Source organism: Soonwooa purpurea (assembly GCF_053891095.1).
The window spans coordinates 308,545-321,578 of the sequence record NZ_JBSSMA010000001.1 but is presented as its reverse complement, the minus strand read 5'-3'; the positions used below and the strand labels follow the sequence as shown (position 1 = coordinate 321,578).

The 13,034-nt window shown below is 33.3% G+C and carries 14 protein-coding genes and 1 pseudogene; 6 read left to right on the top strand and 9 right to left on the bottom strand.

All coding sequences use genetic code 11. From position 1 onward, the window contains the following. Position 1 precedes the first annotated feature (1 nt). Complete coding sequence (locus tag ACVFVN_RS01415; protein WP_165133318.1) at positions 2-532, bottom strand: pyridoxamine 5'-phosphate oxidase family protein; 531 nt, start codon at positions 530-532, stop codon at positions 2-4. Positions 533-722: 190 nt separating this feature from the next. Between ACVFVN_RS01415 and ACVFVN_RS01410 the strand changes: the two genes are divergently transcribed. After that, a complete protein-coding gene (locus ACVFVN_RS01410) occupies positions 723-1,292 on the top strand; it encodes a YciE/YciF ferroxidase family protein (protein ID WP_456233858.1) in 570 nt (189 codons plus the stop codon). A gap of 33 nt (positions 1,293-1,325) precedes the next feature. Further along, positions 1,326-3,443 carry a catalase gene (locus ACVFVN_RS01405; RefSeq protein ID WP_456233857.1) on the top strand — a complete coding sequence of 706 codons (2,118 nt, stop codon included), beginning with the start codon at positions 1,326-1,328 and terminating at the stop codon, positions 3,441-3,443. A 976-nt stretch (positions 3,444-4,419) separates the two neighbouring features. On the opposite strand, the gene ACVFVN_RS01400 is transcribed toward ACVFVN_RS01405, so the two are convergent. Genes ACVFVN_RS01400 through ACVFVN_RS01370 form a run of 7 tightly spaced genes read right to left on the bottom strand, consistent with a single transcriptional unit; the run spans position 4,420 to position 9,463 of the window. Then, the gene (locus tag ACVFVN_RS01400) at positions 4,420-5,118 is read right to left on the bottom strand and encodes a lycopene cyclase domain-containing protein (RefSeq protein ID WP_456233856.1); all 699 of its coding nucleotides are present in this window, start codon (positions 5,116-5,118) and stop codon (positions 4,420-4,422) included. Continuing rightward, the gene (locus ACVFVN_RS01395; RefSeq protein ID WP_456233855.1) at positions 5,115-5,573 is read right to left on the bottom strand and encodes a beta-carotene hydroxylase; all 459 of its coding nucleotides are present in this window, start codon (positions 5,571-5,573) and stop codon (positions 5,115-5,117) included. The genes ACVFVN_RS01400 and ACVFVN_RS01395 overlap by 4 nt, the downstream gene beginning before the upstream one ends. A gap of 1 nt (position 5,574) precedes the next feature. After that, a complete protein-coding gene (locus ACVFVN_RS01390; protein WP_456233854.1) occupies positions 5,575-6,036 on the bottom strand; it encodes an SRPBCC family protein in 462 nt (153 codons plus the stop codon). A 7-nt stretch (positions 6,037-6,043) separates the two neighbouring features. Next, complete coding sequence (locus ACVFVN_RS01385; protein WP_456233853.1) at positions 6,044-6,496, bottom strand: hypothetical protein; 453 nt, start codon at positions 6,494-6,496, stop codon at positions 6,044-6,046. Continuing rightward, entirely contained in the window at positions 6,496-7,332 is an 837-nt protein-coding gene (locus ACVFVN_RS01380) for a phytoene/squalene synthase family protein (protein ID WP_456233852.1), read from the bottom strand. Before ACVFVN_RS01380 ends, ACVFVN_RS01385 begins: the two co-directional genes overlap by 1 nt. Before the next feature lie 5 nt (positions 7,333-7,337). Then, on the bottom strand, positions 7,338-8,810 hold the full coding sequence (locus ACVFVN_RS01375; protein WP_456233851.1) for a phytoene desaturase family protein: 1,473 nt from the start codon (positions 8,808-8,810) through the stop codon (positions 7,338-7,340). Beyond that, positions 8,807-9,463, bottom strand: coding sequence for a MarR family winged helix-turn-helix transcriptional regulator (locus ACVFVN_RS01370; RefSeq protein WP_456233850.1), 657 nt, complete (start codon positions 9,461-9,463; stop codon positions 8,807-8,809). Before ACVFVN_RS01370 ends, ACVFVN_RS01375 begins: the two co-directional genes overlap by 4 nt. A gap of 231 nt (positions 9,464-9,694) precedes the next feature. Between ACVFVN_RS01370 and ACVFVN_RS01365 the strand changes: the two genes are divergently transcribed. The 4 genes from ACVFVN_RS01365 to ACVFVN_RS01350 all read left to right on the top strand — a co-directional run bounded on the left by ACVFVN_RS01365 (position 9,695) and on the right by ACVFVN_RS01350 (position 11,504). After that, positions 9,695-10,234: a hypothetical protein gene (locus ACVFVN_RS01365; RefSeq protein WP_456233849.1), complete on the top strand. Its 540-nt coding sequence runs from the start codon at positions 9,695-9,697 to the stop codon at positions 10,232-10,234. Between the two features lies 1 nt (position 10,235). Further along, entirely contained in the window at positions 10,236-10,631 is a 396-nt protein-coding gene (locus ACVFVN_RS01360) for a hypothetical protein (protein ID WP_456233848.1), read from the top strand. A gap of 141 nt (positions 10,632-10,772) precedes the next feature. Then, the gene (locus ACVFVN_RS01355) at positions 10,773-11,138 is read left to right on the top strand and encodes a hypothetical protein (RefSeq protein ID WP_456233847.1); all 366 of its coding nucleotides are present in this window, start codon (positions 10,773-10,775) and stop codon (positions 11,136-11,138) included. A gap of 99 nt (positions 11,139-11,237) precedes the next feature. After that, the gene (locus ACVFVN_RS01350; RefSeq protein WP_456233846.1) at positions 11,238-11,504 is read left to right on the top strand and encodes a hypothetical protein; all 267 of its coding nucleotides are present in this window, start codon (positions 11,238-11,240) and stop codon (positions 11,502-11,504) included. A gap of 142 nt (positions 11,505-11,646) precedes the next feature. Here ACVFVN_RS01350 and ACVFVN_RS01345 read toward each other — a convergent pair. Next, positions 11,647-12,979: pseudogene (locus ACVFVN_RS01345) on the bottom strand (IS1182 family transposase). Positions 12,980-13,034 lie beyond the last annotated feature (55 nt).

Sequence of the window (13,034 nt, the reverse complement as noted above, 5' to 3'; positions counted from 1 at the left end):
ATTATAGATTCAATTGACCTTCCACACCACCATCTTCTATACTACTTCCCGTGACCGCGGAGAAAAGCATTTTAGACATTGCTACTATTTTATTTTCTTTAGTTTCGTAATAATATCCTTCTTTGGGGGTAACCTTTATAAGGCTAACATTGGGGTCGTCTTTGCCTTCAAACCATGCGTTGGCAAAATTTGACCAATATTTATCTATCAAAGTTTTATCTTGAGTAGCAACAGCATTTCCTTTCACCATTATATATTCATATTTTGAATTGTTCATAAAGTACAATTCCACATGATTGTCGTGTTCAATTTCTTGATTTTTGTCCGACGTAATATCACTCAGAAACCAGAGATTTCCTTGCTCATCTACTGATTGTAAGGCCATTGGTCTGCTCGAAGAATTTTCACCAATTAAGGTTGTGAAGAAGCACGTACCTGCCCCCTCTGCAATGTCTTTAATTTTACTGATAGCCTTAGTTCCACTAAGATTTTCTGTTGGAGATTGTGCGTTTCCCATATTGTTAATTTTCATTTTACCCTACAATTACTATGCCTTTAGTAATTTAAATTATTAATATTTAAATTATGTTTTTGTTAACAAAAATTCATTTTTTCGGCACATTAATTGATGTTTTTTTTGATAATGAGGATATTTTATATTCCATTAATTCCACTGTGTATTCCACAGTTTCGTCATAAATTAAACTTTTAAATGATAAATTATGAAAGTAACCAAGAAGTCCATGTCAAATGGGAAAAAATCGCCTTCTAAAAAATCAACCTCAAAAATAGCAGCTAAGAAAGATGCCGCTACAACTTTGGATGATCTTTTTGAAAGTTGTCTGAAAGATGCATTATGGGCAGAGAATGCCTTGTACAAAACCTTACCCAAAATGTCTAAAAATGCAACCTCAACCCATCTGAAAAAAGCACTCGATGACCATCGAAAGGAAACTGCTGAACACATAAAAATATTAAAAGCAGTATTCAAATCTATTGGAATAAAAGATGAAGAAGAAAAATGCGATGCCATGGCAGGTATTATAGAAGAGGGTAAAGGTGTTTTAGAAGAAACACAGCCTGGAGCAGTGCGTGATGCAGGTATTATAGCTGCTTGTCAAAAAGCCGAACACTATGAAATTGCATCGTATGGAACTATGATTTCTTATGCGGGATTACTAAAACATACGGAAGCCAAAAAATTGCTTAATTCTATCTTAAAGCAAGAAAAAAATGCGGACAAATTACTTTCGAAATTAGCTACTTCTGAAATTAATATTAAAGCTAAATAACACACGCACACACACAACACTAAAATCTTAATTATGGAAAAAAATACAGATAAAAATAATATAAAAACTAATCAGCTAGAGGAGCATCTGACTGATAATGTAGGGAAGATATTAACCACCAATGACGGCGTTCCTATCTATGACAATAACAACTCTTTGAAGGTTGGTAATAGAGGGCCGTCTTTGCAACAGGATCATATCTATTTCGATAAAATGATGCATTTTGATCGCGAAAGAATTCCGGAACGTGTGGTACATGCGAGAGGAAGTGCAGCTCATGGCGTTTTCGAGATGAAAGCCGATATTTCGCAATATACTACTGCACAGTTTCTTCAAATGGGAGTGAAAACACCAGTGTTCGTAAGATTTTCAACGGTTGCAGGTTTCAAAGGTTCTACAGATTTAGCGAGAGATGTAAGAGGATTTTCGGTAAAATTTTATACCGAGGAAGGCAATTATGATTTGGTAGGAAACAACATTCCTGTGTTTTTTATACAGGATGCCATGAATTTTCCAGACTTAGTACATGCTGTAAAACCAGAGCCCAATAAGGAAATTCCTCAGGCGGCTTCCGCACATGATACGTTTTGGGATTTTATTTCTTTAATTCCAGAATCTGCGCACATGATTATGTGGATAATGTCGGACCGTGCAATACCACGTTCTCTAAGAATGATGGAAGGTTTCGGAGTTCACAGTTTTAAATTGGTGAATAAAGAAGGAAAAGGCACTTTTGTGAAATTCCATTGGAAACCCAAATTGGGAGTTCATGGCGTAGCTTGGAATGAGGCCCAAAAAATTTCGGGCTACAATTCAGATTTTCATCGCGAAGAATTGTGGGAAAATATCGACAAGGCTAACTTTCCACAATGGGATTTGGGCGTACAATTGATTCCAGAAGAGGATGAATTAAAATATTCCTTCGATATCTTGGATCCTACAAAATTGGTGCCCGAAGAATTGGTTCCTGTAACAATTTTAGGAACCATGACTTTGAATAAAAATCCAGAAAATTTCTTCGCAGAAACGGAGCAGGCAGCCTTTGATCCAGGCAGATTGGTTCCAGGAATAGATGTTTCTAATGATCCTCTATTGCAAGGAAGAATTTTTTCTTATATGGACACGCAAAATTATCGTTTGGGTGGTAATTTCCACGAAATTCCAATCAATAGATCTGTAAACCAAAAATCCAACAATCAAAAAGATGGAAGTTCTAGGATAGATATATTGAAAGGAAATGTTTCTTATTTCCCAAACAGCCAAGCTTCGGGATGTCCTTATCATGCTATGTTAAAAGGTGAAACGGGTTTTCAATCGCATCAGGAAAAAATAAATGCTAGAAAAGTGCGTGAGCGTTCAGATTCTTTCGCAGACCATTTTTCTCAGGCGAGGTTGTTTTTTAATTCTCAATCGGAAATTGAACAATTGCACATCATTAAAGCTTTATCATTTGAATTGTCTAAAGTAAAAGATACCAAAATTAGAGAAAGACAAGTCGCTATTCTTAATCAAATTGATCCCAAATTAGCGTCAGAGGTCGGAAAGAATTTAAACATTACGCCGCCAAAAGATTTAGATGAATTGACATTGCAATTTGCTCGTCAGAATCACCCTAATTATCCTATTGAAGGCAAAAAGCTAGAGGTTGAAAAATCTGAAGCGCTTAGCATGAAAGTGAAAGACGGTGAGGGGAGTATCGCAACCAGAAAAGTAGCTTTTTTGGTAGCAGACGGAGTTTCGAAAAAAAGTATAGATGCTTTGAAAACAATTTTAGAAAATGAAGGGGCTGAAGCTGTACTCATTGGAGAAAAAGTGGGGGCTTTAAAATTTGAAGAAGGAGAAACTACCACTATCAAAAACACGTATAAAACTGATGCATCTGTACTGTATGACGCATTGTACACCCCTAATGGACCATCGGTTGATACGCTTTATAATAATCCTGATTATTTTGAATGGTTAAAAGATGCATTTATGCACTGCAAGGCCATTGCTTTTGCCTCAGGAACTGAAAAATTAATAGAAAAGTCTGATATAAAAGTGGATAAAGGAATCATTCAAGAAAAAGATGCTAAAGAATGGACCACACAGTTGATTGATCTCATGAAAAAACACCGTTATTGGCAACGTGAGCTAGATATGGAAAAATAACAATTAAAAACACAAGTGATGATTTATCATTTTTTGACTAGGGAAATTAATCTCTGATTGACTTGGAAATTTTGCGAAAAAATCTGAAACCTATATCAGAAAAAATTGTTTTCGCTTTTCCTTTAAATTTCTGTTTTCTCTAAACTTAGTCTCCGATGCAGAATCTAAAATAAAGCTACTGAGATACAGTAAAGGCGTATAAATGTAGCATAAGATTAAGCTGCTGCAACAGATTTCTTTCTAAATTTGTATTGAAATTTCGTCGTGGCGTACGTCGATGGATAAAGGCTTAGGTATTTTTTATAGATAATATAGAAATTGTATTTGTTCTATTTTTGATTTCTATATTTCTGTAAATTAAATATATAGCATTTTCTAGTCTTAACGATAATCATTGATAGATTTCACATGTACATGCTAAATTTTGCCTATTTATTTTTAGTTTATTTCCTTAAAAACAGCATTTGTGAAAATTTAGTGAAGTTTCTATATTCAAAATACATGATAAAACAATCAATAATTTGGAATTGAGCATTTTAGATTTGAAATTATCTTTTAAAACTTTATTCTTGCATAATTATTTACTTGACTAATATTTTCATGATCGATTTTTCCATCTTGTTTATATTACAATTTTCGGAACGGTAAAAAATAAAATTACTAAAACAACCGAAGCTAAAGTGTAGTCATGTATCAGACGATTATCCAAATGCTTTTGGCAAACCACGAAAGAAAAAATACAAACTGGCTAGCTTTACGGTATTTTTTATTTTATATCCATATTTAATAAACTTATTCCGAAATAAAGTACAAAATAAATCAAATCTTATAGGGAAAAGGCCTATCCAATAGCAGTAAAAAAATATTCGGGAGATACACAGCCATTTTTTGACCGTTGAATATGCTCGTATAATACATTTCGCCTATAATTAAGGTTCTAAAATAGCTATTCCGTTCCGTATTTTAAGGCTCTGTTTTATTTTAATTTATTTTTCTGTGTCTGAAATTTCTTAAAGAAATAAAGCACCAAAAGAAATTGCGTATATCCATAAACGGCATCTTCAATGGGAATGGTAAACATTCGGATTCCCAAAAAGTTTTTTGGATTATAATTAACAACCGGATTTTCAATAAAACTCCCGGTTAAAATCCCATTAACTGGAAAAAAACCAAGCATAAGAAGCGTGAAAACCAAAGATGCTTTAGTCAGCCAATTTACTTTGGCAATAAAGTGCAAATAGATCAGTACAAGTATTGTAACTATGGCAGTAATAAGGGTGTAAATTTTATCTGTATGCAATAAACCTACAACCGACAAAATAATAATGCTTACAAAGACCAATAGATTATTAAAAGCACTTAAAACTTCCCAATTGTAATATTTGTCAATGGTGTAATAGGTGAAAATGCAAGAAAACGGAATAAAAATAAAAAATAAAATTTCTTCCAAAGGCAAACCCAAAAATGAAATTCCAAGAGTGTAATTTGTATTAAACCACCATACTCCGTGAGCCGTAAACCATACGTCCCAAGCGATAAAGGGAATAGCAACAATGATGGAAGCTTTTAGGAATGAACCAAATTGATGATGGAATTGAATTCTTTTGTCAAAAGATGCTATAAAACAAATGATGATCGTGAAAAACAATATGAGTGAGTAAGTATAAGCCATCATGATTTCGCCGATTTTAAATACATTTTGAAATACTTAAACGGCACATATAAAAATCCAAAACATTCGCCTTCTTCTTTTCCTAAATGTTTGTGATGTTGTTTGTGAGCTCTGCGAAGTGCTAAAAAATAAGAGATTTTGGTGTGTGTGAAAAACTTTATCCGTTGATGAATAAAAATATCATGTACAAAAAAGTAAGCCATTCCATAGAGCATAATACCCAACCCTATAAAAAATAAATAATTGAAATTTTCTAATGATCCAAAGTACATCAACGCAATAGTGGGCACCGCAAAAATGACAAAAAACCAATCGTTTTTTTCTAAATCACCTTTGTTGCTGTGGTCATGATGATCTCGGTGTAAAACCCATAAAAATCCGTGCATAATATATTTGTGAATAAGCCAAGTGGCTCCTTCCATAAGCGTAAAAACAAGTATTACAATTAATATTTCCATTTTATTTTTTGTTGAATAGTTTTTCTAAAATATGAAAACGGTAATTAAATATCTTATCTAATTTCTTTTTTACAAATAAACGGTGAGCAAGATTTCCTAAAACTCCGAAAGGCAATTCATAATCCACTTTGTCTATCATTAAAACGCCGTTTTCGTTGGGTATAAATTCGTGGTGATGGCTCCATAATTTGTAAGGCCCCTTTTCCTGAAAATCCGTAAAACACTTATTAGGAATTACTTCTGTAATCCTTGTTTTCCATTTCATAGGAATGCCAAGCAATGGCGAAACCGTGTAATCAATTAGCATTCCTTCAAATATTTTATCGGTGCTTTGTTCCGACAACACGGTAAATGCCATATCTTTTGGGGTTATTTTTGGCAAATTCATCGGTGATGAAAAAAAATCCCAAGCGGTTTGTAATTCGCAATTCAATTGCTGTTCTCTGTATAATTGTCGCTTCATAACCTATTCATTTTAAGAGTTTTTCTAAATCTTTTTGAATTAATTCCGATTGCACATTGTTTTTATTTTTAATCATATAATCCTTATCTTCTTTTAAGTTGCCGTTGTAACCCAAAAAAGAAGGTGCATTTTTTTGAACCGTAAACCGGATATATCTAATTTCAACATTTTCAGGCTCTTTACTGATCGCTAATTCAATGTTTTTCTTTCCTTTCTTAAAAGTACTAAATTTGCTCATCGGACTAAAAACATGATGGGCCCAAATCGTTTGATAACCGCCCAGATAGGCTAAATATACCGCTGATTTTTCTTTTGATTGCTCTAATTCTTCTATCATCCTTTTGCACAAATTTTTATCCTGAACGGCTATACTGTAGTTTGTTCTTACTAAATTTATATCTGGATTGTTATAAGGAACTAGCATCATAAAAACCAATAGAAGTGATATAAAAACTTTCATTATAAAATAGCTACTTTATAACGTACATAACTTTTAAAAGCAACAAAAACTTTTTGGGAATTGGACACTCTAATCCGCTTATTTAATATTTCTGAGGAAGTTTTGCTTTTGATTTTTTTAAACAAGGAGATGTAATACTTATACGCCAAATACACACCGAACATAGACGAATTTGGAAGTTTTTTGATGCCAATTAATGCTTCTTTAAATTCTTCTTCTATTTCTTTTTCAATTTGACACTTTATGCAATTATCAAAAACACCCATATCAACATTGGGAAAATAGGTTCTGCCTAAAATTTGATAATCATCTTTTAGATCTCTTAGAAAATTTATCTTTTGAAAAGCAGAGCCTAATTTCATTGCATAAGGTTTTAGCTCTTCAAATTTCTCTTTTTTTCCTTCGGTAAAAACCTGTAAACACATCAAGCCTACAACTTCAGCAGAACCAAAAATATAGTCCTGGTACAATTCTGAATTGTAATCAATTTTTTGTAAATCCATTTCCATACTATTGAGAAATTGAGTGATAAGAACGGGATCAATATGATACTTATGCACTATTTCCTGAAAAGATTGTAAAATTGGATTAAGTGAGATCTTTTCTTCTAAGGCGTTTTGAGTTTCCATTCTCAGTCTTTTTAGCAATTTTTCTTTATCATATTCATGAAAACTATCTACAATTTCATCAGCCAATCTCACATAGCCATAAATTGCATAAATAGCGTTGCGGATCGAAGGTTTTAATGCCAAAATTCCCAAAGAAAAACTCGTACTGTATTTCTGCGTTGTTATCTTACTTACTGAGTAAGAAAGTTCGTCAAATAGTTGTTTCATATTATTCATTTCTTAAATTTGGTTGCTTCGTTTGCTACAATCTTCCCCGAAATAATTGACGGTGGAACGCCAGGGCCAGGAACGGTCAACTGACCAGTATAAAAAAGGTTGTTCAACTTTTTATTTTTCATTTTTGGCTTCAAAACCGCTGTTTGATGCAACGTATTTGCCAAGCCATATGCGTTCCCGCCGTAGGCATTATAATCTTGCACAAAGTCGTTTACGCAATAACTTTTCTGGTACTCAATTTTGGAAGCCAAAGCATTAATTCCTGTATGTTTTTCAATTCTAGAAAGCATTTCTCTCAAATACTTCTCCCTAATGGCTTCATCGTCGTGCATGTCTATAGCCAAAGGCATCAATAAAAACAAGTTTTCTTTTCCTTTAGGAGCAACACTATCATCTGTTTTAGATGGACAACAAACATAAAATAGGGGATTTTTGGGCCATCTTTTTTCTCCATAAATACAATCAATATGCTCGTCTAAATCGTTTTCAAAAAATAGTGTATGATGCTTGAGGTGAGGGATTTTTTCGTTAATCCCTAAGTAGAATATTAAACTGGAGGGGGCAAAAGTTCTACTCTGCCAATATTTTTGTGTGTAATTTCTTAAACTTTCATCTAAAAGCGTTTCGGTATGATGATAATCTGAAGAAGCTATCACGGTATCAAAAGCTATATTTTCACCGTTTATTTGCAAAGAAGTTATTTTGTTATTGTTTGTATTGATTTTCTCAACCGTTTTATTAAAGTGAAAGATAACTCCTTGCTTTTCTGCTACCTGCTGCATCGCTAATACTAATTGATAAAATCCTCCCATCGGATAATGAGTTCCTAACGCATAACCGCCATAATTCATCAAACTATACAAAGCAGGAATATTTTGGGGCGAAGCACCTAAGAAAATAACAGGGAATTCCATCAGCGTTCTTAATTTTTCATCTTTAAAATATTTGCCGACATAGCTTCTAAAATTTGTCAGTAAATCTAGCTTCAATGCGCTTTTAGCAATTTTAGGCGATAAAAATTCTAACCAACTGTGGCAAGGTTTTGTAACAAAATCCTGCATTCCAACTTCGTATTTGTACTTTGCCGATTGCATAAATTTCTCCAATTGAACTCCAGCGCCTTTTTCGGTTTTTTCAAACAGGATTTTTAGCTCTTCGAAATTTTCAGGAATACTCATTTTCTCATCGGAAAAAATCATTTCAAACTGAGGGTTTAAGGAAATCAGATCAAAAAAATCAGAAGTTTGGTAGCCGAAATCAGCAAAAAAATCTTCCATAATATCAGACATCCAATACCAACTGGGGCCCATGTCAAACACAAATCCTTCTTCTGTGGTGAATTGTCTTGCTCTACCCCCAGGTTGATTGTGCTTTTCAAACACATGGACTTCATAGCCTGCTTTTGCTGTATAAGCAGCGGCCGATAATCCAGAAAATCCTGAACCTATTATAGCTACCTTTTTTTTCATTTGTTTAAATTTTTAAACGCTTCTTCCAATAAATTCTCTGTTTCAATATTTCTATCATAAATGTTTTGGTGGAAATTATCAAGTTTATCGAGTAAGCGTATTAATTCCATTTTTTCATTTTGCGATAAATTTCCAGTAACGATGGTAGTTGCTTGCCGTATTTTATCCATAATGTTTTCTAAGGATTGAAGACCTGTTTTCGTAATGGAAATCACTTTGCTGCGTTTATCCTTTTTAGAATTGCGTTGTTCAATCCAACCCTGACTTATCAAACGATTGATAATCTGCATTCCGACGGGTTTTTCATGTACATTTTTTTTTATTAAATCTATTTTTGACATTTCGCCAAATGCTTTTAAATTAATAAGGTAAATGAAATCTTCCTGCGTAGAAAAACCCGACCCAATAATGGCAGACTTGGAATAGCTTTTCGCATATCTGTTCAGATGAACAATCAAAGTATTAATATAACTTTCCGCACTTCTTCCCGTTTCTTTTCCTTCCCAAGTGGGTTCAGTAACGATAGTGTTATTATTTTTCGATATCCAGCTTTTAAAACCATCAACAGATGCTTCAAAAACAGGATTGTTTTTTGTTTCAGTCTCAAATTCCTCAACTAAATTTATGATCTCTTTGATTAAAAGATAATTCATTCTGAAAGTATTTTAGAGTACAAATATACCTTTTTATTGTAATAAAAGAATATAAATATACTTTTATTTAATTGTTTAGTCATTTTGGACTATTTAATTATTAGGTGGTAGGAGAAAACGAATCTTATAACTGCTTATCTTTTGCTTGAAAGAAAGATTATCTATATTTGGGATGTTAACCACACAAAATATAGGCTAAATTTTGGTTATATTGATCATGTAAATAATTTTATGGATGGCTGGAATTCTAAAACTGCGATTAATGAATCTCGTTACAGATATTATGATGCTGTTAGTCGCTCGAAAGCCGCCCGCTCTGCAGATGGATTTTATTACCTATTTGGAGGAATGGCAGCTGCGCCGATTGTTGCGGTAGGGTTTACTACTTTAGGTAGTTACGGGACGCTAGGCACCTATACACAAGGGAGTATAGTGAGAGGTGCTATTGATGGTGTTCTTCAAAAGTCGATAAGAGGAGATGTAGATTGGGCACAAACAGGAATAAGTGCTTTTTCTCCTACTGCCAAAATTTCTTTAATATCGAGTAATGCATATAATTTTAGTATTTCAACAATTAAAGGTAAGTTTCAATCAGATTTGGGAGTTAATATTGCTAATTTAGGAGTAAGCATCATAGGATACCAATTTGGAAGAGTTGGAGAAATCGCAGGAAAAAATGGGAATAGTATATTAGGAAGTTTTTTGGGAACGGATGCTATTCAAGGTATGTATAATAATTTGATGGGAAGATTAATTGATGAAAATAAATAGTATGAAAAATAAAAATGTTATTTACTGGATTCCTCTATTTCTGATAATCATTTTTGGACTTATTAATTCTCGTATTACCAGTCAAAATATTATTAAAAACTCAAAATTTACGACAGCAGTCGTAGTTGATGAATATTTAGAAGGTCGTCGTAGTACTCGTGATTATGAGTATATTGTCCAAAAAAGGAAATATAAAAACTCAATTAGTGAGAAGGATGTATTAATTGGTGATAAATATTTGATTATTTATGACTCTTTAAATCCAAAAAATTGTGCGTTGCTTTTAATGTATCCTATTGAAAAAAAATATAAAAATAATAATGAATGGAAATATAATGAAGTGCCTTTCAAAATAGATACGTTATTAATACAAAAATATGTGAGAGAATATAAATAATAAAACGAGAATGACATAGATTCTTTTTATGCTGCTGCGCCGTTTGTAGCTGGATATACAACAACTGCTGTTATTATAAGGGGAACAGTAGATATAGTTGCACAATCCACTATAAAAGGTCAAATAGATTTAAAACAAACGGTGATTAGTGCTTACGTACCAAGTATAGGCTCTAATATATTATTCAATCTAAAATATACAATAGGAGTAGTTTCATCAAATCAATATTTTAACAAAGGAGCTGGTAGTGGTTATGACTATCAATTTTACGCTCAAAAAGGTTTAATGACAGGGCATGATGATGGTAATTTAGTTCGTTTTCGGAAATATCTTGTAGTCTATGATTCAGTAAACATTAAAAATGGTTTTTTAATTTTAGATGCTTATGATGTAAAAGATAGTTTAAAAAATAAAAATATTGACGAAACAGAAGGCTGGTCAATTGATAAACTACCTTTTGCTTTTGATAAGAGAAAACTTGAATATGGTATTAAGCAGAACAAATAGATAATTGTTCGAATCTTCTAGTATACCGAACTTATGAAAATGGACGGGATGGATAAATTGTAGAAGACTTATGCATCTTTTAGTCCTTACGTCTATGTAATGAACAATCCAGATGGAAGATGGAGCGAAGGGCATCAGGCAATTCTTAATCAGTACTCGCAGGGATATATGAAGAGAAACTCTGGGCTGGAGCCAAGCTGGACCTTTGCCAGTATACATGGAGAAGGCGCTATGGTTGGTGGATATGGAGCTGCTGCAGGTTTAGCCAATATTACCAATCCAGTCGAAGCTATGATGGCTTATGATATAGTCAAAAAGCAATTGGCTGTTTACAATGGTAGTGTGTGGAGCTTTTGGAAGCCTTAAGGATTAAGTTAATTAGTTATTAAATGAGGCTGTCTCAAAAGGGCAGTCTCTTTTCTTATTTATTATAAGATTTTATTTTTTGAGGGGTTACATTTTTAAAATCTTGAAAAAAGAGAGAAAAAAGTTAAAAAAGCAGTCTGTTTTAGGCTGCTTTTGCCATTTTCTTTAGATGGTGAGCAATAGCAAGTATGCCGATTTCTACTTCGACTTTGTTTTTTCCTCGAAGCATGAAACGTTTAAAATTTTTGTTGTGTTTGAGTTCTGCAAAAACCGGCTCTACATCATGACACCGTTGTTTCCTGAGTTTGATGCCTTTCTTGGTTTGGAGAAGCTTGAATGTTTTTTCTCTGATTCTTGCCAATTTGGGATTGCTTTGTGAAGTGGTTATTTGTCCCGATTTTTGGTCTTTTCTGAAATAATTATATTTAACATAAGCCTTTATTTTCTTTGATTGTAGAAGATTATAATTTTCTTCCGAGCCATAATCTGCATTGGCAACAAGTTCTTTGGGAACTTTGTCATAGCTTTCTTAAAAGCCTTTTAGGTGAGATTCTAAGGTTTTGGTGTCGGTTGGATTGGGGTGAATGGAATAATGCAAAATAAATTGCTTATTAGTAGAAATCTGTAGATTGTAAGCGGGTTTGAGTTGCCCGTTTCTCATATGATCCTCTTTTAATCTCATAAAAGTAGCATCTGTATCTGTCTTGGAATAGGAATTTCTGTGCGCTAATATTTCTTGCTGTTTTTTGTATTTTTCTAAATTCGTAGCCCAGTTTTTCTTTGCATAATTCAGCTTTTGACGAATCTTTGAAGGTACTTTTTTTATTCTTCAAAACCTCATTAATCTTCTCAATAGTTTGAGTCACCTTTTCTGAATCTACTTCCTTAAAATCTAGAGTTTCTGAGTTTTGAAGCTCATCTTTGGTTACTTCTTCTGCGTAGTTCCAGAGTTCTTCAAGTTGCTCTGCAATCCTTGCTTTATGCTTTTTGATGGCTCTTCCCCACACGAAAGTATAGCGATTGGCATTAGCTTCTATCTTGGTTCCGTCCACAATAGTGGTTGCCAAACTCACCAAACCTTCCTTCTCCAAAAGCAAAACAATTTGAGTGAAAATGGATTTAATTTCACTTTTTAACCTCTCACTACGAAACCTGTTTAATGTATTATGATCGGGACGGCTCATCCCAGAAAACCACATGAAATGAATGTTTTCTTTCAAGGCTTGTTCCGTTTTACGGCTCGAGTACATATTACTTAAGTAGCCATAAACTAAAAGTTTCAACAGCATTTTAGGATGATAACACGAAGTTCCACCCGGTTTATAATTTTTGATTAATGTTTTAACATCCAAGCCATCAATAATGCTGGAAACTATTTTCACAGGATGCTTATGAACTATCAACTCCGATAGATTTGGAGGAAAAAGCAAGTTTTCTTTGGGTTTGTAATCTTTAAAGACTGCCTTTGATTTAATTGACACACAGCCAATTAATCAATTTGCATCAATTAGGAAAGCTTTCGCTTTCCTT